The organism is Pseudoalteromonas sp. S554, assembly GCF_005930865.1.
GTDB lineage: Bacteria > Pseudomonadota > Gammaproteobacteria > Enterobacterales > Alteromonadaceae > Pseudoalteromonas > Pseudoalteromonas marina.
This window is the reverse complement of record NZ_PNDV01000012.1, coordinates 1-23,113: the sequence shown is the minus strand read 5'-3', so window position 1 is coordinate 23,113 and position 23,113 is coordinate 1. Positions and strand designations below refer to the sequence as shown.

The following is a 23,113-nucleotide window of genomic DNA, read 5'->3' as shown; positions in this document are numbered from 1 at the left end:
CCTCACACTAAACGGATTAGCTTGAACGAGAATAATTAAGTAGTTTTTTTAAATCCTTTAATAGCCCTTTTTGAACTAAGCGGTTTTCTTGAGGCTTTGCTTTGTATGGGTACTCAAGTACCACAAGCCCCATATGATCAATTAAATACAAACTTGCGGGGGTCAAGCTTGCTTGCTGGGCCATTTTTTTCCATGGTAAGTCAGCTTGTGAAGGACTTCCCATAACAGCCATATCTACCTTTCCTTGATTTTTACCAAGCGCTATATACAAATTATTAAGCGCCTCAAGTTGCTCGTTACATGACGCACTGCACTCACTCGAATAATTAAGCGCTATCGTCCATTGTTTAGGATTATTTTGTTGCCAGTTTTCTAGTTTTATCTCTTCATTTAGAAATTCACCGTGATTTGTAACCGCACTAGGTAACCAATCGAATTTGAGCGCGCTATAGGCTAAAAACAAAGGGATAGCACAACAGGTTACAAACAATAAAAGGGGTTTATTTTTCATTTTTATTCCTTTTTTTACTCGCAAAAATGGCTACAACAACACATGCAAAGGCGATTAAAAACCACTGCACCGCATAGGCGTTATGTTTTTGTGGGCTCATTACAACCGCTTCGTAATGCGGTATCGCAATTTCATCACCCTCACCTTGGCGATATGCCATAAAGTTAACCAATGGGAAATTAGTGTGTGATTGTATAAAGCTTAAGTCGATTGATTGAATGCGTTTGGGCAAATCACCACTCGAGGTCTTATCTTCTAGGGTAAAACTACTGAGGTTATTCTCTTTAATTTGTGCTTTGACCGTAAACTCACCTTGGGGCATAACTACTGCAGGTAAAATATCCCGTGATAGCGGGGCTCTCACCCAACCTAAATTAACCAATACTGCACGCATATCATTATTTGGTTTTAACAGGGCGAGTAGGTCGTAACCCACTTGTCCGTTATATACTTGATTATCTAACAACCAGTAATGTTCGCTTAAAAGTGTCCCTTTAAGCTCGACTAGTACACCGGTTTTATTCCACTGCTTTGGTAAATTTAGCAACTGCGACCAACTCATGACACCATGAGTTTGTATTTGAGCAATAGCAGTGAGCTGTTGCTGTTTTTTTTCACCTCGTTCTAATTGCCAAAAACCTAGGCGCACACATACCAGTACAACAACCACAACCATACAAATTGTGATTATTGAACTAAGCTTTTGTTTGTGCCTTAAAACTACTTGCATAAAGGGTCAACTCAGTGATTATTAAAATTATTATTGTACTGTTGTTAATGTTTATACTTTTTAACTTATTTAGAGCGCTATTTATTATGGTGTCTGGAAAAACAAACGGGCGACCTATGTCTCACTTTTTAGGACGCCGAGTGTTGTTTTCGGTTGTTGTATTATTGGTCACAATCGCAGCAGTTAAGCTCGGTTATATAAAGGCAAATAGCTCGCCCATAAACGTTACAGCACATATACAAACACAAATAAACACAGCCATACCACATCTACAAAATGCCAATACCAAGCAGCAGCTTGAAACGCAAAGTGCTTTTCTTTGGTAAAATGACCTTTTAATATTCGTATTAAAATGACAAATAAAAGTATGGCTCCGAGTGTGACATGCATGCCATGAAAGCCTGTAAGCAAAAAGAATGTATTACCGTACACACCGGCATCTAATGTTAAATTTAAGTCATTATATGCATGAACGTATTCCTCTACTTGCAATGCTAAAAAGCACACGCCTAATAACACCGTAAGTCCTAAAAACACTTTCAGTGGTTTACGTTTGTTGTTTTCCATTGCAACATGGGCAAAATGTAACGTGACCGATGAAGCGATTAAAATTAACGTATTGATCAATGGTAGGCCTTGCCACCCCATAGCTTGGGTTGTGTCACCGGAGGGTGTAACAACCAAAGGCCACATAGCTTCAAAGGTAGGCCACAACACTTCATTAGTCATAGCATTGTTACCCGCGCCCCCCAACCAGGGCACCGAAATCATACGTGCATAAAATAACGCACCAAAAAAGGCCATAAAAAACATAACCTCAGAAAAAATGAACCAGCTCATGCCTTGTCGAAAAGAACGATCCATTTGTGCTGAGTACAACCCTTGGCCTGACTCGTGAATAACATTTTTAAACCAGCCAAATAACATATATAAAAGAACGGCTATACCGGCATAAAGTAAATAAACACCGCTCCCCCCTTCCTTGCCAACTTCCATCACTGTTAAGCCTGCGCCTACGGCGATAAAAAACAACGCAACCGCTCCTACAATGGGCCACGGGCTTTGCTCTGGTACGTAATAATGCTCATGTTCTTGATTCATTTTACTTGCTCCTAGTTTCGCACTAGTGTTTGTTGCTAGTTATTACTGGCAACTAGTTGCTCACTAATATCAAATACGGTGTAAGACAAAGTTAGCTCTTCAACATCACTTGGAAGCGCTGTATCAACATAAAAAAGCAATTTAAATTCGAGCTCTTCCCCCGCTTTTAGGGGTTGTTGATCAAAGCAAAAGCAGGCCATTTTGTGTAAATATTTTGCCGCTTTGCCTGGTGAAACAGACGGTACTGCCTGCATAACTTTATCGAGTTCACTACTATTTTTTGCGCTAAAAACGACTTCTCGCATTTCTCCGGGTTTCACAACCACACTGTACTCTTTTGATTTCACCTCAAAAGATGCACCGCTTTGTGCATGAGTTGTAAAACTCACGCTAACGTCCCTTGTTTGCTCAATCACGCTACTTTGCTGCGCTTGCTCTAACGATGGCTTACCATTTAGCCCGGTTAAGTCACAAAACACGTCGTATAACGGCACTAAGGCAAACGCAAACGCAAACATACCTATACTGATAATAATCAAGCGTTTAAGGAGCGGTGCGTGGGTCATTATTTAATTTCCGGTGGTGTTGAAAAGGTATGGTAAGGCGCAGGGGATTCAACTTCCCACTCTAACCCTTCAGCGCCATCCCATACTTTTGCAGGGACTTTTTCGCCGCCTCTTGCACATTTAAAAACAACCACTACAAACAACAGCTGAGATAAACCAAATGCAAAACCACCAATACTTATAATTGCGTTGAAGTCTGCAAATTGCAGTGCATAATCAGGAATACGACGAGGCATACCAGCCAAACCCACAAAATGCATTGGAAAAAACAGCACATTTACACTGACTAACGACAACCAAAAATGCCACTTAGCCAGCGTGATATTAAACATATTGCCAGTCCATTTTGGCAGCCAGTAATAAGCACCGGCCATGATTGAAAATACCGCCCCTGTCACTAACACATAATGAAAATGAGCCACTACAAAATAAGTGTCGTGGTATTGAAAATCAGCGGGAGTAATAGCAAGCATCAACCCTGAAAAACCACCTAATGTGAACAGCACTATAAAAGCAATACTGAACATCATAGGGACTTCAAAGCTAATAGAACCGCGCCACATGGTGGCTACCCAATTAAATACTTTAACGCCGGTAGGTACCGATATCAGCATTGTGGAGTACATAAAAAATAGCTCTGCAGCTACCGGCATACCGGTGGTAAACATGTGATGCGCCCACACAATAAAGCTTAACAATGCTATAGATGACGTTGCATAAACCATAGATGCATAGCCAAATAGCTTTTTACGCGAAAAAGTAGGCACTATGGTTGAAATGATACCAAACGCTGGCAAAATCATGATGTAAACTTCGGGGTGACCAAAAAACCAAAATATATGCTGGAACATCACCGGATCGCCACCGCCGGCAGCGTCAAAAAAGCTAGTCGCAAAATATTTATCGGTTAAAACCATGGTCACCGCCCCTGCCAAAACGGGCATAACAGCAATGAGTAAAAATGCCGTTATTAGCCATGTCCATACAAACAGGGGGAGTTTCATCCACGTCATGCCAGGTGCACGCAAATTAACTATAGTCACAACCACATTAATAGCACCCATAATTGAGCTAATACCCATTATGTGCACCGCAAATACAAACAAGGCAGTATTGTCGTTACTGTATGTGGTTGAAAGCGGAGCATAGAAGGTCCAGCCAAAAGCAGGACCTCCTCCAGGCATAAATAAAGAAGCAAGCAAAATTAAGAATGCGAAAGGTAAGATCCAAAAGCTCCAGTTATTCATTCTAGGTAATGCCATATCTGGCGCACCTATCATTAACGGTATCATCCAATTGGCTAATCCCGTAAAGGCAGGCATAACGGCGCCAAACACCATTATTAAACCATGAACTGTAGTCATTTGATTAAAAAAGTGGGGATCGACCAACTGCAACCCTGGCTGAAATAATTCGGCCCTGATCACCATAGCCATGGCGCCACCAATTAAAAACATGGTCAACGAAAATATTAAATATAAACTGCCAATATCTTTATGATTTGTTGTATAAAGCCAGCGCTTAAAGCCTTTAGCTGGATGATGAGCATGATGCGCTTCATTGGCGTTTGGTTGTTCTGCTATGCTACTCATTAGTTAGCCTCCACGTCGGCATCAAGTGCTGCTTGAATCTCACTAGGCTGAATAACATCACCGGTATCGTTACCCCATGCATTTCGCTTGTAAGTAATAACCGCAGCCAATTGTTTTATAGATAACTGCTTGGCAAATGATTGCATTGCCGTGCCTGGGCTCCCATGAATAAGTATGTCTATATGACCTTTTATATCGCCAAGTACAATTGGGCTGCCTTTAAGAGCCGGAAATACGCCCGGTAGCCCTAACCCCGTAGGTTGATGACATGCTGCACAACTTGCCAAGTATACTTGAGCGCCCAGCTCCATTAGCTCTTCTTTAGGTAATGTTTGATCAAGTAAAGCGGCATCAGCTAAAGCTGCTTGTTGCTTAGCTTGTTTAGCATCGGCCAACCATACTTTAAAGTCAGCCTCAGATTTGGCCTCTACCACAACGGGCATAAACCCGTGATCTTTACCGCACAGCTCGGCACACTGACCTCGGTAAATGCCTTCTTCGTTTATGTTGGTCCATGTTTCGTTAATAAAGCCTGGGTTGGCATCTTTTTTAACGGCAAAGTCTGGTACCCACCAAGAGTGGATAACATCATCTGAGGTCATTAAAAAACGAATTTTTTGATTAATTGGCAGTACGAGGGGTTTGTCTACCTCAAGTAGATAATTTGGGTTTTTATCAGCTAAATTAGTTATTTCATCCTGAGGAGTTGCAAGCATTGAGTAAAACTCTACATCTTCTCCCATATATTCATAATGCCATTTCCACTGTGAACCTGTAACTTTAATTGTTAAGTCGGCTTTACTGGCATCTTCCATCGCTATTAACGTTTTTGTAGCTGGCACTGCCATAGCAATTAAAATAACAAATGGAATGGCGGTCCAAAGAATTTCTACTTTGGTGCTTTCGTGGAATTGAGCGGGAACCGCTCCTTTAGATTTGCGATGATGAATGAGTGCCCAAAGCATAATGGCAAACACTATTATCCCAATCACACAACATATAAAAAATATGGTCATGTGTAATTCGTAAACATTTTCACTTATATCTGTAACGCCTTTACGCATATTAAATTGGCTATTTGCCAAGGCTAACTGCGGAAAAACACACAATATAAGCCACAAGGTACAACTAAGTTTACCCATGTGACGACTCCTTTGATGCTGTTGCTAGTGCAAAGCGAAGAGGCATACGGCTTAAACGCCAATTCGTTATTTTTATTTTTTTATTAATGCCGTTTTATTTATAAAAATTGGCATTCACTGCGCTAGCAAAAGTTTATTGTGTGTGCTCAAAACTTAAAAGCGATGAGTATTGCCAGCGTCAGCTTATTAACAATTAGTTAATATTTAACCACCATGCAAGTTTTTTGTATTAAAAACAAACAATAAATATATAAAAAGTAGAGAGTTGGCTTAGTTGAACGTAGAAGAAAATGGCTCAAATCGAGAGGTGGTAAGGGCTAAGGATGAAATGAAAGAGTGTGAATAAAAAACAAACAAAATTTTAAAAATAAAAAAACGCACCAAAAAAGTGCGCTTTTTATAAAATAAGAAAGAACTACATCCAGTCCGCGTTACGAATTACACCCAGTCCGCGTTACGAATTACACCCACTGCTAAGCCTTCAATGTTGAACGACTCAGTTTCAAGATCGACCTTAATTGGTGCAAACTCGTCATTTTCAGCATGAAGCAACACCTGGCGACCCGCTTTTTCAATGCGTTTTACGGTTACATCGTCATCAACACGGGCAACCACAACTTGACCATTTTCAGCCACTTGTGTTTTATGCACAGCAAGTAAATCGCCATCCATAATGCCTATATCTTTCATACTCATACCGTTTACGCGCAGTAAAAAGTCGGCAGCTGGTTTAAACATTAATGGGTCAATTTTACAGTGGCTTTCAACATGTTCTTGCGCCAAAATAGGGGAACCTGCCGCAACTCGGCCAATAAGCGGTAAACCTAATTGTTCTGGCTCCTCTTCTTCAACAAGTTGAATTCCACGGCTTGCGCCAGGTTTCATTTTAATCACCCCTTTTTTGGCAAGGGCTTTTAAATGTTCCTCAGCGGCATTTGCACTTTTAAACCCTAACGTTTGTGCTATTTCGGCACGTGTAGGCGGCATACCAGTGTCTTTAATAAACACTTTAATTAATTCGAGTATTTGAGCTTGGCGTTTAGTTAATGGGCGCATACAACTGGTTTTCCATACAGTACATTTAACTGTGAGTATATACAGTTAAATAAAAATCGCAAATTTAAATTATCCGTTCAAATAGCCAAATTACTTCCTTACGTGTACATTTTAGGGGCTTTCTAAAATAGCCTATAAAAATAGTAACTTGCTGCATTAAATTTAAAGGAATCTATATGAGTATTTGGCATCAACCCATTACATTAGCATTGTGTAAACAATTGGACGAAGGCATTAATGGCCAAGGGACGCTAATGAAAACCATGGGAATAGAAATAACAGAGATAGGCGACGATTATCTAGTAGCAACCATGCCTGCAATCCCTGCACACCATAACCCTATTGGCATGGTTCATGGCGGCGCAAACGTTGTACTCGCCGAAACCGTAGCTAGCTATGCTGCTAATTTTGTGGTTGATTTCACAAAGTTTTACTGTGTTGGGCAAGAAATAAGTGCAAGCCATTTAAAGGCTTCTCGCAATGGTACATTAACGGCAACAGCACGCGCATTTCATATTGGAAAACGAAGCTCTGTTTGGGAAATAAAAATCACAAACAGCCGCAACGAGCTGTGCTGCGTATCAAAAATGACCGCAGCCGTTGTTGAGCGAAAGACGTAAGTTATTTTTCGATAGGGTAAATTGTTATTTCCATACCCGCGCCAATAGCAGATATACGCAGCAGTGTATCTGCATGTAAAGCTTGATTAAAACACTTTGGCGACGTGCCTGACTCAAACCCTATATCAAATGTTCTACGTGAGCAGCTTAACCATTGCTTTAATGCATTGCGTGAACATGACTCAATAAGCTCACATATATGGTTTATTGCTTTGTCTGGTGATTTTACATCGCCAGCTACCTCAATACGTGCTAATTGACGGTATTCGTCTTTGTCATAATGTAAAATCGTTGCGACTTTTTTTAGGTCGGCCACCAGCACACTAATATCTTGTTTTGACTCAAGCTCTAGATCTACATTTAAAAATTGAATTTCCGACATTGTCTCGTATTTATCCTCTAATGGTTACCATGCAAACTTTAACGCAGTTTTACCTTTATACCAAATCAACACCCTATAAATAGACGTTTTATATGGTAATACTCTTATTTTAGAGTGCGATTGCTGCTTACAATTGGCGCTATTGTGCTGAAACGCTATTTTAATGCACTAGTGCGACATTTTGTCGCACTCACCTTGCTCAACCATCGCGTAAAATGTCTTGTAAAAATAATAAGATAAACACACATGAAAAAAGTTTTTAAACCAGCACGTAAACTTCATAAATGGTTGGGCTATTTATTAGGAATACAAATACTAGCTTGGTTGCTTGGCGGTTTGGTTATGAGCGCTATTCCGCTTGAAAAAGTACATGGTAAACACCTAGCAACACGCACCCTAGTTAACCCCTTTAAAAGCAGCGATTACGTGGCATCAATTGATAATATTGTTTCGCAAGTCACTAATCCGACTAAAATAACCTTTGCACATTTTTTATCTACCCCACTTATAACTGTAACCAGTGAAGGCAACCCTCAAAGTTTTAATGGCATGACTGGGCAACCATTTAAAGCCCCCAATAAACAGCAAATAATTACTAATGCACACGCGCATTTACTTATTAATGCTCAACCAGTAAGTACCACTTTATTAGGTTTAGGACCAAGAGAAAGCGGTTATAAAAAAGATGTATGGAAAGTACAATTTAACGATACATTTAGTACCACACTCTATTTGTCATCAGATACAGGCAAAGTGATTACTGTGCGCAGCACACTGTGGCGAATTTTCGATTTTTTTTGGATGCTGCATATTATGGATTACGATGAACGTGAAAACTTTAATAATCCTCTATTAATTAGCTTTGCTGCAACCAGTGTCTGTTTTTGTTTAACTGGCTTTTTACTGCTATTACAAAACATAAGAATTAAACGCAGATTTAAATAAGTTTATGTTTGCCTGTTGAGCCAGTAAACTAGGGACTCCTGTAGTTCACGTATGTGATGGATATGACCCGATTGATTTTGGCCTTACTGGCTTGCTGTGTCTGTTTTTCGGTATCAAGTAAAGACTTTACTCGCTTCTCTACTGCTAAAAAGCACTTAATAAAAACGCTACCGCACAATGCAAAAAGCCTGTATTGCGGTTGTGATATTAAAAAACAAGGTAAAAAACTAGTGCCAGATCCAACGGGTTGTGGCTATGTACCTCGTAATACATTTACCCGCTCAGGCAAAGTAAACCAGCGCGCTTTACGTATTGAATGGGAGCATATTGTATCGGCATGGGAGTTTGGGCATCAACTACAATGTTGGCAAAATGGTGGGCGGAAAAACTGCCGTAAAGTCAGCGAAAAATTTCGAAAAATGGAAGCTGATATAAATAACTTAGCCCCCGCAATTGGCGAAATAAATGCTGACCGCTCTAATTATCGTTTTGGCATGCTAGGTGGAGCCGCGACTCAATACGGCCAATGCGATGTAAAAGTAAACTTTAAGCAACGTGTTGTTGAGCCACCATTTTATGCCCGTAAAAAAATTGCCGACGCCTATGCTTACATGCAAAAAACCTATGGTTTAAAAATTTCAAAACAACAACAAAAACTTTTTAATGCGTGGCAAAAGCAAGACCTAGCACTAAAAAGCACTATACAAAAAATGTAATGATATTCCCGCTAATAAGCGAACTTAAAATACTGCTTTACCAATAAAAAATGACACAATTATTTACATAAAGAAAAAGCAAAACGTTGAATAAATAATCAGGTGTTGTAGTATTTTAAACAACTTATTTACAGGAAGTACCGAATATGTTTAAAAACAACACTCTATCGCTTGCAATTATTAGCGCGCTCTCAGTTTTTGCTTTAACAGGTTGTGGTGGAGGCGGAGGTAGCAACACTACACCAGCGCCTGTCACGCCACCTACAAGTAGCACACCGACATGGACTGCCGGTGTATTTGAACCTTCAGACGAACTCAAAAACTTTTGCGAAAACCCACGTACAGGTAACGACCCGTTTAATAATAATGAGCCTTACCCTGACCAAGCTGGTTCAGCCTTATACGAAAAACTATGGCTTCGCTCATGGAGCGACGAAACATACCTGTGGTATGACGAAATAGCCGATAACGACCCTGAATCGTTCGATACCGTCGCTGACTATTTTGCTCAACTAAAAACCGAAGAGCTAACCGATTCAGGCGCTAAAAAAGATAACTTTCATTTTTCAGAACCCTCTGAAGATTACTTCCAAGAAGCACAATCGGGCGTTACCTCTGGTTATGGTATTAACTGGGCATTTATTGGTGATTCAGCCGATAGAATTTTACGTGTTGCTTACCTTGAAGATGACTCACCAGCTAGCCAAATTGGCTTTCAACGAGGCGATACCGTACTTGAAGTGGATGGCGTAAGTATTAATACCAATACCCAAGCCGGGATTGATACTTTAAACGAAGGCTTATTTAGCCCAACCAACGGTGATTCGCATACAATTGTTGTTCGCAGTAACGACGGCACGGAAAAAACATTTAACGTCACAGCGGGTAACATTGAGCAAACGCCTGTTCAAAATGTAAAAACGATTGTAACAAGCAATAACACGCGCGTTGGTTATATGCAGTTTAATAGCCATATAGGTATTGCCCAAGAGGGCCTAATTGATGCAGTAAATAAATTTAGAACCGATAACGTAGACGAACTAGTTATTGATTTTAGATACAACGGCGGTGGTTTATTAGCGCTGTCTGCGCAGCTAGCGTATATGGTGGCAGGAAGTGCCAATGTACAAAACCGCTTTTACTATCAAACGCAACAAAATGATAAACAGCCTGTCGATTCTCCATTTCCATTTATTGACGAAGAAATAGATTACTCAACGTTTTTTAGTACTGGCGATAAATTACCTGATTTAAACTTATCTAAGGTATATGTACTAAGTACATCAGGTACCTGTTCAGCCTCTGAAGCATTTATTAATGGCTTAAAAGGAATAGATGCAGAGGTGGTACTTATTGGCGATACAACCTGTGGTAAACCATACGGATTCACGCCTACACACAACTGTGGAACAACCTACTACACCATTCAATTTAGTGGCGTTAACAGTAAAGGCTTTGGCGAATATGCCGCAGGCTTTACCCCAACACCAACACCACAATTTAATGCCGATGTACAAGGGTGTGTTGTTAGTGATGACTTTGATAATCAACTTGGTGATAGCAACGAAAGGTTACTATCTACAGCACTTTTTCATATAGATAATAACGGCGAGTGCCCAATCACAACAACGGTCGCTAATAGTAAAGTAGATGTACCAAGCTTTGCTGCTACGAGCGAAAGACTGCAGCCTTTAAACGCACCAAATGATCTTACCCGCGGTAACATGGACCTTACATGGCCTACGTTGTCTAAGGAGCAATAATGGTAAAGTTACTGGCGGTACTCACTGTATTAATAAGTATAGGAGGGTGTAATAGTATGAGTAATGCCGTTGCAAAGCCTGCGCTATTAACAGAGGTTAACCCAGGCGTTATAACTGTGCTGCAACAGGCAATAATAAAAGCTAAAGGCGGTACGCTTGTTACACTGGCCGACACCGTTTTTACCAAACGCAGTGAGCTTTTACTAAGCCATGGTACAAGTAAAGATCCCAATGGTATGCCCATTATGGGCGCGCATAATATCAAGTCAGAAAAGTTTGTTTTGCAAATTATTGGCGAGCAATGCGTGCTGTATTACCCTAAAAAAGATCTCACTATTGAGCTTAAAAACGTAAGTTGTAAAGCACAGTAATTTAAAAACAAAAAAGGCGTACAACAACTTGTTGTACGCCTTTTCATTGTAAAACTGTTTAAATGCTAATTGCCAAAAAATAACTCGATCGGGAGCCCTTCAATTTTTTTACTTAGCAAGTTTATTAAAATGCGCCTTTAATAAGCCTGCAAAAGCTTGTACTTTCGCGGTGCGATGCACTAAATGGTGGGTCACTAACCACACATCTGTGGGCCAATTTAATTCACTATGTAGCACAGGGACCAAATCGCTATATTGCGCTGCTACATCATGTTGTAAACCACCAATGCCTAAGCCTTTTATAATCGCGCGCGTGGCCTCGGCAGTTTCTGATACACGTAATTTGATTTGCGATGCAGGAATGTTTTCGTCTGCCCAAGCAAAATAAGGTACGCGCGCATTATATCCCGCCACTCCTGATACAAAATTATGCTGCAATAAATCATCTAGTGATTTAGGCATGCCATGCCTTGTAATGTAGCGTTTGTTAGCATATAAACCCGATGTAAGCTTTGCTAAGTGCTGAGCAATGTAGTCACCCTCATCAGGTTTAGGGCCTGCACGAAGCGCAATATGTGCTTGCCCGTGATCGAGCCGCAAGCGTTTTTGCTCCAAAATAACTTCAAGCTGCACTTGTGGGTGTAATGCCTGAAATTGCTCACATACATCACCCATAACATCAATAAACCCACTCACCGTAGTAAGTAATAAACTTCCGCGTAAAGTACTGTCGGCAGCGGCAATATCGTTATGTAGCTGTTCGAGCGAGGTATCTATAGTTTGCGCTGTCGCAAATAATTTAGCGCCAATTTCAGTTACCTTGTAACCACGAGCATGGCGATGAAACAAGCGGGTATCTAGGTTTTTTTCAAGGCTGTTAATTCGTCTTAACACAGTGCTGTGGTGCACATTAAGTGCCTCTGCTGCAGCTGTAAGTGTGCCAAGCCGCGCCACTTCAAAGGCCACTTTTACGTCTTGCCAGTCATCAAATTTAATTGCCATGCGCTCTGCCTTTAACTTGTGTGCATATATGCACATAAGTGTTGCGTTTATTTGGGTTTTCTACAAGTAAAAGTTTGCTACATTAGGTATGTAACTTAAAACATAAAAAGGCCAAACTCATGTCAGCACCAAAAATTATTGCGCTTGCGGGCAGCTTACGTAAAGAAAGCTTTAATCAAAAACTTATTAATGAAGCAGCACGTTTTGCTCTGCAAACAGGTGCTGAAGTAGAAGTTATTCAGTTAAACGAGTTAGATATTCCACTATTTAACGAAGATATTGAAGCACAAGGCACACCCGCTGATGCACAACGTTTAAAAGACAAACTTCGCTCTGCAGATGGTATTTTACTGGCAAGCCCAGAGTATAACGGCTCGATCACTGCGCCATTGAAAAACGCTATAGATTGGGCGTCACGCACTGAGCAAGGTGCAGTACCGGCGTTTCGTAATAAAGTTGTGGCCTTATTTGCTACTTCACCGGGTGGATTAGGAGGTTTACGCGGTTTAAACCACGTACGTGATATTTTAAGCGGCATTGGTTCGTTAGTGCTTGCCGACCAACTTGCTGTACCGTCTGCGTTTTCTGTTTTTGATGACAATGGCCAAATTAGCGACCCAGAAATAGCTGATAAAGTATCTTCGCTTGCTCATCAATTAGTCAGTGTTGCAAGCAAATTAAAGTAACCTTATACGCTTTACTTTTGCTTTGTCGCCGCTATTTTTGCGGCGATAAAATCAACATGCGTTACATATAATAGACCCGCTATTTTACGTATTACGTACTCTTCTTGTGGGTCTATTTCACCGTCTGCGTAGGCTAAACGCCACAGCAATTCTATTATCTCTATTCGCTCTGCCGCACTGCAATGCTCATTAATCTGTTTTGAAAACTGAAAGTAATCAATTGCACCATCTAAACTACTTGCTGCATTGGTAGTGAGTTCTTCAACCTCAGAATCTGTTAAATTAAAATACTTTTTTAAGGTTACAGTCAGGGTGTGTTGTTCATTATGGTCAAGCTTAGTGTCGGCGCGCATTACTTCAATAAGTAATGCAGCCACAGCTGTTTTTAAATCGTGTGGCTCTATACTTGGCTCTTGATCATCGAATACTGCAAAAAGCTGTTTTATTTGTTTGAACATCACGTTATCCCTTTTTGGGTGTTAGACTGTATATAAAGAAATTGAACTTGTATGAGTAATTAATGGGTATTAAGTTCGCAAATTAAAGGATACATTTTTATGAAAGGATTAAATGCACCGCGCTTAGTAATTGGCAGCGCACTGGTAGCCCTTTCGAGCATTGGCACTGTATTTGCCGAAACTATCGAAAAAGAAAAATCATATGACTTTGATAATAAAGTGCATTATTACCAAACAAAAATTGGCGAAGACAATTATAAAATAGAAATACAATCAGACGATTACAAACACTTTGCTAATCAAAGTATGTTTTTACTGCGCCACGCAGACAGGCTATGCCGCGGCAGAACCTTTATGTTAAAAGTGCTTGAAGGCGTGCAAGAGTACGAACGTTTTCCTACTAAACCACGCGCTTATCAACCACCATTAAACGTTTTACTACAATGTGAAACACCCGAGAAAAAAGAAAAATAGTTTATTTTTCGTAGCCCCAAGGCGCTGCTGGTGGCGTAATAGGTTTAGTTAAATCAAAGTCCACCTTAAACTCGCGCCCTTGGCGAATTAACCGATACGTAAATACCTCAGGATAAATATGCATTTGCCATGTATTACCTGCCGACTGTTCAATGCCTTGTGCTACAAATAATTCTTTAGAGTATTGATCGGCCGGGAAAGACTGCATTTGTGCAAAACCCGCATCAAGTGTATGACCGCCATACATAGTAGAAGCGTCGTCAGTGCCATCTTTATGGCGATGATCATGCTTTAAGCTCAAACCACTGCCCGTTTTAGTAATGATCCACGTACGCGATGCATCATCACCCACATGAAATGGCACTTGTAGCTCGCTATCAGTACATTTACGTACATGCATAACTAATTTTTTATTATCAAATGAGCTTGGGCCTTTTGCGTTATCTACACTTACTTTGCCCTCAAACGCCTTACCACAATGCGCAGCTATATTATTAAAAAATGCATCGTGTGTCGGTATAGATACCAAAGGCGCAGGGCGCGCAATAGCGGCTGATGAAGCAAGTAATAACGTTGCTACCGTTAATAATTTCATAAAGTACTCTTATAATAGTTTTTTAATACCATAGCGGTTTAAGTTAATAATAGGAAATAGCTGCGACAAGTGGCTTTTCTGCTCTGTTTTTCATTAATGTTAAAAGTGAATAATGGAAGTCTTGAAAAATTACCTCACCCCATATTCGCGAATAAACACCAAAATTTGTATTATCTTGCACGGTCGTTTTTAAAGTTAAAATGGTATTGCCGCTTTTATCTTCACTTAACGCATACCCACCGTAAAGAGGTGAAAAGTATTCGCCGCCTAGTTTTACATGTTTATCGAGTGCATCATCGGGAATAGCATCAGGGTCTATGTCAAACCTATAAAGCATCTGTTTATTTGGCTGCCAATCAGTAATAACTTCTTTAAATATAACCCCTTTTTGCCATTTACTGGTTCTAATTGCACCAACACCCGTAGCATTCATATTTGCCTCTAAAGGTTTAGGTACACCGATTAACTGGGTAAGCGAAAATGGCAATTCTTGTGGCTCTATGGTGCTTACATTTGCAAGCTGCTGCCATACACGATTTATAGGCGCTTCAATAATTATAGAGTTGGTGACTTCGTACGTTTTTGATAAATTTAAATAATTTACCTCAATAGGTGAGAGCAACACAGGAAGCAAAGCGATTGAAAGTAAAGGCCGGTTAGCGTTTTTTGTTTTGCGATTTTTAATAAAGCCTGCCAATAAACCACCCATACTTGCAAAGAGCATAAAAGCAGGCAAAGCCATTGCCACACAAATACTGCCTTCAAGTAACGTAATAACACTTACAAGTAAAAAAACAAAAATTGGCTGCCAAGCAATTGTCACCATTTGCCTTTTTGTTAATATTTTTGAGCTTTTAAATTCAAAGTGAATACGAATATAGCCAATTGCAACGGGCACTAAAAACATAAAGGAAATAGACACAAGGCTACTTAAATTATAAGTATCAAGCAGCTCTACAAACAGCCGCATAAATATGCCGTAAAGCGTACCGAGTAAAATACCAATTGATTTAGGGGAGTTGAATTGCATCTCTATTCTTTATTGTTGTTATTAACAATCAGAAAGTAACAGATGTATTATTCCACCACAAATAAAACAAAATTAACGGCTCCCGCAAACAAATAGCTTGAAATAAAACAACTTTAACAACCACTAAGACTAAAGGATAATAACCTGCCGTTAACACGATACTATTTCTGCAAATAGCTCTGAGCATCTTTAATGACGCATTCAAGAGCATGATCTATATAAACTTTTAATCATTTTCTGTAATTTATGACTTTTAGTGTAAAGCTGTTTTTTAAATTAACTGTATTAAAAACAACCATACACGACCTTTTGCCTATACATTCCTGAGTAAAAGCTGATCTACCCTGCCCCTTCACTATTCATTTGCTTTAACAAAAGCCGTATTAGTAAATAAGCAACGAGTAACAGGAGGGACTATGTCAGTAACCCCAAAGGGTCACAACTCAGATCACAAAAGTACATTGCACGACAATACCAACAGCTATCAAAACAACCATAAACCCAGTTCAGAGTTTAATACCCGCGACGAATACCTAGAGCACGAGCTACAAATCATGCAGCCTAAGCGCTGGCGGCCTAATTTACCTTTTAGAGACTACCGCTTTGAATTTGAAGACACGATTCCAGCCATGGCGGGCACCATTGGTAAAGTCGTTATGGTGGGGGCTATTGCCGCTACATTTGCAGCGCCACTAGGTTTAAGCGATGCGTTTGTGTTAGAGAACGTACGCTATGAATTACTGATTGTCTCTATTTTTATTATTTTGTTTTCGGGCTTTATTTTACCCACGGCCAACTTAGCTGGTACTCATGGCCCACTTATTCCACTAATCCCTATTGTTGTTGCTGCTGGCGGTCACCCTATGGCGTTTGGCTTACTCATTGGTGCCTTTGGTTTTATTTTGGCCATAACCAAGGGAGGAAGTATGCTCGCGCGCCTAACCAGTAAAGGTGTGTGTGGCGGATTGCTAATTTATTTAGGCTTTATTGGTACTATTTCGCAAGTTAAAAAGCTGTTTGCTTGGGCGGAAGCCATTGATATGGCGCACATTGCGTTTATTGTTATTTTAGCCACCATTTTATTGTATGCGCTATTGGAGCACTTTAAAAAGCGTTGGTTAGCCGTGCCGTTAAGCTGCCTTATTGGTGGTGTGGTTGCTTTTGCTTTAGGTGCACCCTTTGAGTTTCATACTGCACCGGGTTTACCAAATATGAACCCAGCTTACTGGTGGGGCGAAAACACAGGTTGGATGCTTGGCCTGCCAACGCTTGAAAGCTTTGTTGTTGTACTCCCGTTTGCAGTGCTCGCTGTTGCTATGTGGTCACCTGATTTTTTAGGTCATCAAGTATTTCAAAAAATAAGCTATCCGCAACGTACTGAAAAAGTACAAATGAATATCGACGATACCATGCTAAGCGCATCGGTTAGACAAACATTTGGCTCACTTGCCGGTGGTGCTAACTTTACCTCATCGTGGGGAACCTACATTGTACCTGCCGCTATTGCTAAGCGCCCTATTCCGGCGGGCGCCATTTTAACTGCATTATTTTGTATTATTGCTGGTTTATGGGGTTACCCTATGGATTTAGCCATTTGGCAGCCTGTGCTTTGTGTTGCGCTTATTGTCGGTGTGTTTATTCCGCTACTTGAAGCTGGCATGGAAATGACACGCGAAGGCAAAACAACGCAATCAGCCGCTATTGTGGTGTTTGCCTCAACCTTGGTTAATCCGGCTTTTGGTTGGTCGCTTACTATGTTACTTGATAACTTAGGGCTAATTGGTTGTAAAGAGCGCAGCGCTGAGCTAACTAAAATGAGCCGCTGGGTGATTCCACTTATTATGTTTGTGCTACTTACCACTGTAATGGCAATTGTAGGCATGTTACCTGGTATACCTGCGTTAATGGCTGACTTTAGGCATTAACCTTTAGCTACCACATCTAATATTTACCTACAAAAAAGCACGGCAATTGCCGTGCTTTTTTACGTGTAATGAGTGCTCTAAAGGAACTTTGATCAAACTCTTTTTTACTGATCATTACTTTGGCTACTAGATTACTCGCCATTATTAATAGTGTAATGTATATCTAAAATTTTTAAGGATGAAAGTAGGTCGGATGAATAAATTAAACAATCAAAATAATTATATTAAAAATACAGGAGTTGAAGGTAATAAACGCCTAGTTACAATTAGTGTTAGTAGAAATAATATAATTATAAAAAATGGTATAGGACGCTTTAAGCGAGGTCCCTATAAAGGAGCTTCCTTATCATTAAGTCCAGAAGAAATAACAACCCTTTATCAAGTTGGCACCGTTGTTGGTGGCTATGTTATTGGAACAATCACAACTAACTATTTCACAAAAAAAGGAGCTCAGGCGTCTAGAGGAACAAGTAAAATATGCAATTTTAAAAAGCCTCTATATAAAAAAATTTGTGGTAAGCCCCTTTATTTTCGTAATGAAGCTTTAGATATAAATGGTAGAACAATTGAAATTTTTAGGTGTGATGACGGCCATGAGTACATACAACCAGTGATATCTGCTGTGAAACTCCCTCATAAAAAAACGCGAACTTAGCCGCGTTTTATTATTTAATTACTTTTAAACAATTACTGCCAAGAACGCTCAGCAGCGAGTTGCTTTTCAAACGCATCAATTTGTGGGTTTAGCGTTTCGGTTACCCCAATAAAGTCTAAGCCACTCAATAAGCGCTCTTTTACTTCTTTACTAATATCAAAGTTAATTGGTGCAAACTTACTGCTTGTTAGGGTTTGATTTTCAAGATCGATTTCAATGTTAATATCGTCGTGCTGCTCGCTAAGTACAAACAATTGCTCAAGCGTGTCGGCTGGTAGCGCAATGGCTAGCATTTGGTTATTGCCACAATTATTAAAGAAAATATCGGCAAAGCTTTCCGCTAAAATTACTTCAAAACCATATTGCTTAAGCGCCCACGGTGCATGCTCACGTGATGAGCCACAACCAAAGTTGTCGCGCGTTAATAATATTTGCGCGCCTTGGTAGCATGGGCGGTTTAAAATAAAATCAGGATTTGGTTCGCCGTTTTCTAGGTAACGCCAATCGTAAAACAGTGCTGCATCAAAACCATCACGGCTAGTTGATGTTAAAAACTGCTTTGGAATAATTTGGTCTGTATCTACATTGTTTTTATCAAGTGGGGCCATTAAGCCACTAAAAAATACGCTCATTAGGCTTCTCCTCTTATATCAACAAAGTGACCATGTATTGCAGCAGCGGCTGCCATTGCAGGGCTCACTAAATGCGTACGCCCGCCACGGCCTTGGCGGCCTTCAAAGTTACGGTTAGACGTAGATGCACAGCGTTTTCCTGCTTCTAAACGGTCATCATTCATTGCTAAACACATTGAACAGCCCGGCTCGCGCCATTCAAAACCTGCCGCTTTAAAAATATCGGCTAAACCTTCGTCTTCTGCTTGCTTTTTAACTAAGCCTGAACCCGGTACAATAAGTGCTTCAATGCCTGCGACTACCTGCTTGCCTTCAACAATTTTTGCCGCTGCACGTAAATCTTCAATACGGCTATTTGTACATGAGCCAATAAAGACGGTATCTACTTTCGCGCTTGATAATTTATCGCCGGCTTTTAAGTCCATGTATTTAAGTGCGCTGCGTATAGCATCAGCTTTAATTAAATCTGGCTCTTTATCTGGATCAGGGATGCACTCATCAACACCAATTACTTGCTCTGGGCTTGTACCCCAGGTAATTTGTGGCTGAATGTCGTCAGCTTCAAGCTCAACACTCAAGTCAAACTCAGCGCATTCGTCTGTTTTTAAGGTTTCCCAATATTCAACTGCGGCGTCAAAGTCAGCGCCTTTAGGTGCAAATGGGCGACCTTTTAAGTAATCATACGTAATTTTATCTGGTGCTATTAATCCTGCTTTTGCACCCATTTCTATGCTCATGTTACATAGCGTCATACGGGCTTCCATTGAAAGTGCTTCAATGCCTTCACCGCAAAATTCAGCAACATAACCTGTGCCACCAGCGGTACCTAACTTGCCTATAACCGCCATAATTAAATCTTTAGAAGTTACCGTTGGGCGAAGCACACCGTTAATTTGAATTTTTAACGATTTTGCCTTTTTTTGCTGTAGCGTTTGCGTAGCTAATACGTGCTCAACCTCAGACGTACCAATACCGTGTGCTAATGCGCCAAACGCACCATGCGTAGAAGTATGGCTATCACCACATACAATGGTAGTGCCAGGCAGTGTAATACCTTGCTCTGGGCCCATTACATGCACAATACCTTGGTTAATTGAGTTTAAATCGTAAAGTACAATGCCAAACTCTTTACAGTTCGCATCTAGCGCCATTAACTGGTTTTTAGACACTTCGCTTGCGGCATCAAGTGATCGGCTTTTAGTCGATACATTATGATCCATCGTTGCAAAGGTTTTTTCTGGGCAACGTACCGTACGGTTTTTTTCACGTAGGCCAGCAAAAGCCTGTGGTGATGTCACCTCGTGTACTAAATGACGGTCAATATAAAGTAAATCAGTTTGCTCGTTTATGCTGGCAACGGTATGTGCTTGCCAAATTTTGTCGTATAACGTTTGGGCCACTTGCTAATTCCCTACTTTGTTAAGTCGCAGCATAACGGTGCTGCGATTTATATATTAAATACGTGAAACGATGGCAGCTGCCACATCGCTTGTGCTGTATCCACCTTGTGGGTAGATATCTGGCGTGCCAACGCCTGCTTCTACGGCTTCGGCTACGGCTTTTTCAATCGTACGTGCTGCTTCGTCTTGCCCTAATGAGTAACGTAGCATCAGTGCGGCACTTAAAATTTGTGCTATTGGGTTTGCAACGCCTTTACCTGCAATATCTGGCGCTGAGCCACCGGCAGGTTCGTACAAACCAAAGCCCGATTGATTTAAGCTTGCCGATGGTAATAAGCCCATTGAGCCTGTGATCATCGCACACTCATCTGACAAAATATCACCAAATAAGTTATCGCAAAGTAGCACGTCAAACTGGCTAGGCTGTTTAACTAATTGCATAGCTGCGTTATCTACGTATATGTAATCTAGGCTTACTTCTGGGTAGTCTTTACTTACTTCGGTGACTACTTCGCGCCATAATACGCTTGATGCAAGTACGTTGGCTTTATCTACCGAGGTAACATGGTTACTGCGTAATTTTGCTGCTTCAAAAGCAAAACGAGCTATACGTTCAATTTCTTTACGCGAGTAGTTTTGCGTATCAAAGGCAAACTCTTCTTCGCCCTCGCCGCCTCGGCCTTTTTCACCAAAGTAAATGCCGCCGGTAAGCTCGCGTACACATAAAATATCAAAGCCTTTTTCGCTAATATCAGCACGTAATGGCGATGCTGCGCTAAGCGCCGGTAAAAGCTGCGCTGGGCGTAAATTACAAAACAAACCAAAGTGCTTACGAAGCGGTAAAAGCGATGCACGCTCAGGCTGCTCATTTGGTGGAAGGTTTTCCCACTTAGGGCCACCTACTGAACCAAATAAAATGGCATCGGCGTTTTCACACGCGCTTAGTGTTTTTGGTGGTAATGCTTCACCAAATTCATCAATGGCTGCACCACCAATAGCATGATGCTCGCGGTTTAGAGTAAAACCAAACTTATTGCTTACAGCATCAAGTACTTGCTCTGCTGCTGCCATTACTTCTGGGCCAATACCGTCGCCTGCTAATACGGCAACGCTGTAGTTTGTTTTACTCATCCTGCTTTCCTTTGTTGTTTTAAATCAGACACTTTTTGTGCACGATAAATTAAGTTGTAAACACGGATCATGGCGCGTACCGACGCTTCTACCACATCCGCTGCAATGCCCGCACCGTGGTAAGGGCGGCCATCGTATTTAGCAATAATGTTTACTTGACCAAGCGAGCTTGCACCTTGACCTGTCGCTTCTAAGTTATATTCAATCATTTCAACGCTCATACCGGTTAAGCGCTCAATAGCTGCAAACGACGCCTCTACTGGGCCATTACCTGTTGCGGCTTCTTGTTTAACTTCGCCATCAATCACCATACCAATAGTAGAGCTGGCTACCGATTGCGAGTTAGACGCTGAGTTAACAAACTCTAACTGGTATTTTTCATCTTTGTCGTTAATTTGATTTAGGTAAATCATGGCTTCAAGGTCGTAGTCGTACACCGTGCCTTTTTGATCAGCTAGGGCTAAAAAGCTTTCGTATAGGCTGTCCATATCGTAATCCGCTTTTTGATACCCTAACTCTTCTAAGCGGTGCTCAATAACATGACGGCCCGAACGCGAAGTCATATTTAATTGGTTGTTTGGTACGCCTACGCTTTCTGGCGACATTATTTCGTACGTATTTTGTGCTTTTAATACGCCATCTTGGTGAATGCCCGAGCTATGTGCAAAGGCATTTTCGCCCACAATGGCTTTATTTGGCTGTACTGGCATATTACAAATTTTTGCCACTTGGCGAGATGCGCGATAAATTTCTTCGCTTTTAATATCGGTGTGAACTTTTAAGTGGTCTTTGCGCATTTTCATGATCATCGCCACTTCTTCAAGCGAGCAGTTACCCGCACGCTCACCAATACCATTTATTGTACATTCAATTTGGCGAGCACCGGCTTGTACCGCAGCGACCGAGTTAGCAACAGCTAAACCTAAATCATTATGACAATGCACGCTTAAACGCGCTTTATCTATGTTCGGCACATTATTCATTAAATGGCGGATCATTGCGGCGTATTCATCTGGCGTTACAAAGCCAACGGTGTCGGGTAAATTAATAGTAGAGGCACCTGCGTTAATGGCCTGCTCAACAATTTTACATAAATCCCAGTGCGGCGTGCGCCCTGCATCTTCACACGAAAACTCCACATCGTCTGTGTAGTTGCGCGCTAATTTAATTGATTTAACCGCCATGGCCGTAGCGTCATCTAGGCTCATACGTAATTTATGTTCAAGGTGCAAAGGGCTTGTGGCAATAAAAGTATGAATACGGCTTTGCTGTGCTGTGCGAAGTGCCTCACCACAGGCTTCAATATCTTTTGCTACTGAACGTGCTAACCCACAAATAATTGGACCTTTTACTTCAGTTGCAATTCGTTGCACCGAGCGAAAGTCAGCAGGGCTGGATACCGGAAAACCCACTTCCATCACATCAACATTCAAACGGCTAATAGTATGCGCTAACTGAATTTTATCATCTTCAGTAAGGCTTGCCTTAAGTGCCTGCTCGCCATCACGTAAAGTGGTATCAAAAATCCATACTTTATCTTTGTCTTGCATAACTGCCCCTCATTCCTATGTTACCCAAATTTCAATTTATCCCAGCCGCGAGATAAAAAAAACCCCGCAATTGCGGGGTT

General features: G+C 40.9%; 26 protein-coding genes. 10 read left to right on the top strand and 16 right to left on the bottom strand.

The window, feature by feature from the left end:
• Nucleotides 1-16 precede the first annotated feature (16 nt).
• A complete protein-coding gene (locus CWB65_RS04265) occupies nt 17-511 on the bottom strand; it encodes a redox-active disulfide-containing membrane protein (RefSeq protein WP_006793780.1) in 495 nt (164 codons plus the stop codon).
• A complete protein-coding gene (locus CWB65_RS04260) occupies nt 501-1,241 on the bottom strand; it encodes an SURF1 family protein (protein ID WP_033025338.1) in 741 nt (246 codons plus the stop codon). The genes CWB65_RS04265 and CWB65_RS04260 overlap by 11 nt, the downstream gene beginning before the upstream one ends.
• 14 nt (nt 1,242-1,255) lie before the next feature.
• Between CWB65_RS04260 and CWB65_RS20205 the strand changes: the two genes are divergently transcribed.
• Nucleotides 1,256-1,567 (top strand): DUF2909 domain-containing protein, encoded by a 312-nt coding sequence (locus CWB65_RS20205; RefSeq protein ID WP_138739972.1) that lies wholly within the window; start codon nt 1,256-1,258, stop codon nt 1,565-1,567.
• Here the strand turns inward: CWB65_RS20205 and CWB65_RS04250 are convergent.
• The 5 genes from CWB65_RS04250 to lexA form a co-directional block, all read right to left on the bottom strand.
• Nucleotides 1,467-2,342 (bottom strand): cytochrome c oxidase subunit 3, encoded by an 876-nt coding sequence (locus CWB65_RS04250; RefSeq protein WP_006793777.1) that lies wholly within the window; start codon nt 2,340-2,342, stop codon nt 1,467-1,469. The genes CWB65_RS20205 and CWB65_RS04250 overlap by 101 nt on opposite strands.
• 35 nt (nt 2,343-2,377) lie before the next feature.
• Nucleotides 2,378-2,908 (bottom strand): cytochrome c oxidase assembly protein, encoded by a 531-nt coding sequence (locus CWB65_RS04245; protein WP_008129073.1) that lies wholly within the window; start codon nt 2,906-2,908, stop codon nt 2,378-2,380.
• On the bottom strand, nt 2,908-4,500 hold the full coding sequence (gene ctaD / locus CWB65_RS04240) for a cytochrome c oxidase subunit I (RefSeq protein WP_006793775.1): 1,593 nt from the start codon (nt 4,498-4,500) through the stop codon (nt 2,908-2,910). Before ctaD ends, CWB65_RS04245 begins: the two co-directional genes overlap by 1 nt.
• Entirely contained in the window at nt 4,500-5,642 is a 1,143-nt protein-coding gene (gene coxB / locus CWB65_RS04235; RefSeq protein ID WP_008129069.1) for a cytochrome c oxidase subunit II, read from the bottom strand. The genes ctaD and coxB overlap by 1 nt, the downstream gene beginning before the upstream one ends.
• 438 nt (nt 5,643-6,080) lie before the next feature.
• The gene (gene lexA, locus CWB65_RS04230; protein ID WP_008129067.1) at nt 6,081-6,698 is read right to left on the bottom strand and encodes a transcriptional repressor LexA; all 618 of its coding nucleotides are present in this window, start codon (nt 6,696-6,698) and stop codon (nt 6,081-6,083) included.
• Between the two features lie 176 nt (nt 6,699-6,874).
• On the opposite strand from lexA, the gene CWB65_RS04225 reads away from it, so the two are divergent.
• A complete protein-coding gene (locus CWB65_RS04225) occupies nt 6,875-7,318 on the top strand; it encodes a PaaI family thioesterase (RefSeq protein WP_039038356.1) in 444 nt (147 codons plus the stop codon).
• Between the two features lies 1 nt (nt 7,319).
• On the opposite strand, the gene CWB65_RS04220 is transcribed toward CWB65_RS04225, so the two are convergent.
• Nucleotides 7,320-7,700, bottom strand: coding sequence for a hypothetical protein (locus CWB65_RS04220; protein ID WP_138739971.1), 381 nt, complete (start codon nt 7,698-7,700; stop codon nt 7,320-7,322).
• Nucleotides 7,701-7,946: 246 nt separating this feature from the next.
• Between CWB65_RS04220 and CWB65_RS04215 the strand changes: the two genes are divergently transcribed.
• From CWB65_RS04215 to CWB65_RS04200, 4 genes are all read left to right on the top strand, one after another.
• A complete protein-coding gene (locus CWB65_RS04215) occupies nt 7,947-8,645 on the top strand; it encodes a hypothetical protein (protein WP_138739970.1) in 699 nt (232 codons plus the stop codon).
• A 62-nt stretch (nt 8,646-8,707) separates the two neighbouring features.
• A complete protein-coding gene (locus tag CWB65_RS04210) occupies nt 8,708-9,361 on the top strand; it encodes an endonuclease (RefSeq protein WP_033019623.1) in 654 nt (217 codons plus the stop codon).
• A 146-nt stretch (nt 9,362-9,507) separates the two neighbouring features.
• The gene (locus CWB65_RS04205; RefSeq protein WP_138739969.1) at nt 9,508-11,124 is read left to right on the top strand and encodes a S41 family peptidase; all 1,617 of its coding nucleotides are present in this window, start codon (nt 9,508-9,510) and stop codon (nt 11,122-11,124) included.
• Nucleotides 11,124-11,495, top strand: a complete 372-nt coding sequence (locus tag CWB65_RS04200) for a hypothetical protein (RefSeq protein WP_006793767.1) — start codon at nt 11,124-11,126, stop codon at nt 11,493-11,495. Before CWB65_RS04205 ends, CWB65_RS04200 begins: the two co-directional genes overlap by 1 nt.
• A 108-nt stretch (nt 11,496-11,603) precedes the next feature.
• Here the strand turns inward: CWB65_RS04200 and CWB65_RS04195 are convergent, their stop codons facing one another.
• Nucleotides 11,604-12,497, bottom strand: coding sequence for a LysR family transcriptional regulator (locus CWB65_RS04195; protein WP_138739968.1), 894 nt, complete (start codon nt 12,495-12,497; stop codon nt 11,604-11,606).
• A 119-nt stretch (nt 12,498-12,616) separates the two neighbouring features.
• Here CWB65_RS04195 and CWB65_RS04190 point away from each other — a divergent pair, with 119 nt between their 5' ends.
• Nucleotides 12,617-13,183, top strand: a complete 567-nt coding sequence (locus CWB65_RS04190; protein ID WP_010557771.1) for an NADPH-dependent FMN reductase — start codon at nt 12,617-12,619, stop codon at nt 13,181-13,183.
• 11 nt (nt 13,184-13,194) lie between these two features.
• Here CWB65_RS04190 and CWB65_RS04185 read toward each other — a convergent pair whose 3' ends face one another.
• Nucleotides 13,195-13,641 carry a tellurite resistance TerB family protein gene (locus CWB65_RS04185; protein WP_138739967.1) on the bottom strand — a complete coding sequence of 149 codons (447 nt, stop codon included), beginning with the start codon at nt 13,639-13,641 and terminating at the stop codon, nt 13,195-13,197.
• 99 nt (nt 13,642-13,740) lie between these two features.
• On the opposite strand from CWB65_RS04185, the gene CWB65_RS04180 reads away from it, so the two are divergent.
• Entirely contained in the window at nt 13,741-14,115 is a 375-nt protein-coding gene (locus CWB65_RS04180; RefSeq protein WP_058547968.1) for a hypothetical protein, read from the top strand.
• Nucleotide 14,116: 1 nt separating this feature from the next.
• Here CWB65_RS04180 and CWB65_RS04175 read toward each other — a convergent pair whose 3' ends face one another.
• A complete protein-coding gene (locus CWB65_RS04175; RefSeq protein WP_138739966.1) occupies nt 14,117-14,710 on the bottom strand; it encodes a hypothetical protein in 594 nt (197 codons plus the stop codon).
• Between the two features lie 43 nt (nt 14,711-14,753).
• Nucleotides 14,754-15,740 (bottom strand): SRPBCC family protein, encoded by a 987-nt coding sequence (locus tag CWB65_RS04170; RefSeq protein ID WP_138739965.1) that lies wholly within the window; start codon nt 15,738-15,740, stop codon nt 14,754-14,756.
• A gap of 416 nt (nt 15,741-16,156) precedes the next feature.
• Between CWB65_RS04170 and CWB65_RS04165 the strand changes: the two genes are divergently transcribed.
• Together CWB65_RS04165 and CWB65_RS04160 are read left to right on the top strand one after the other, a co-directional pair.
• Entirely contained in the window at nt 16,157-17,665 is a 1,509-nt protein-coding gene (locus CWB65_RS04165) for a DUF3360 family protein (RefSeq protein WP_138739964.1), read from the top strand.
• Between the two features lie 193 nt (nt 17,666-17,858).
• On the top strand, nt 17,859-18,320 hold the full coding sequence (locus CWB65_RS04160; RefSeq protein ID WP_008126718.1) for a hypothetical protein: 462 nt from the start codon (nt 17,859-17,861) through the stop codon (nt 18,318-18,320).
• A 32-nt stretch (nt 18,321-18,352) separates the two neighbouring features.
• Here CWB65_RS04160 and leuD read toward each other — a convergent pair whose 3' ends face one another.
• Genes leuD through leuA form a run of 4 tightly spaced genes read right to left on the bottom strand, consistent with a single transcriptional unit; the run spans nt 18,353 to nt 23,033 of the window.
• Entirely contained in the window at nt 18,353-18,952 is a 600-nt protein-coding gene (leuD, locus tag CWB65_RS04155; protein WP_138739963.1) for a 3-isopropylmalate dehydratase small subunit, read from the bottom strand.
• Nucleotides 18,952-20,352 carry a 3-isopropylmalate dehydratase large subunit gene (gene leuC, locus CWB65_RS04150; RefSeq protein ID WP_138739962.1) on the bottom strand — a complete coding sequence of 467 codons (1,401 nt, stop codon included), beginning with the start codon at nt 20,350-20,352 and terminating at the stop codon, nt 18,952-18,954. The genes leuD and leuC overlap by 1 nt, the downstream gene beginning before the upstream one ends.
• A 54-nt stretch (nt 20,353-20,406) precedes the next feature.
• A complete protein-coding gene (gene leuB / locus CWB65_RS04145; protein ID WP_006793757.1) occupies nt 20,407-21,483 on the bottom strand; it encodes a 3-isopropylmalate dehydrogenase in 1,077 nt (358 codons plus the stop codon).
• Nucleotides 21,480-23,033, bottom strand: coding sequence for a 2-isopropylmalate synthase (gene leuA, locus CWB65_RS04140; RefSeq protein ID WP_010557777.1), 1,554 nt, complete (start codon nt 23,031-23,033; stop codon nt 21,480-21,482). The genes leuB and leuA overlap by 4 nt, the downstream gene beginning before the upstream one ends.
• Nucleotides 23,034-23,113: the final 80 nt, after the last annotated feature.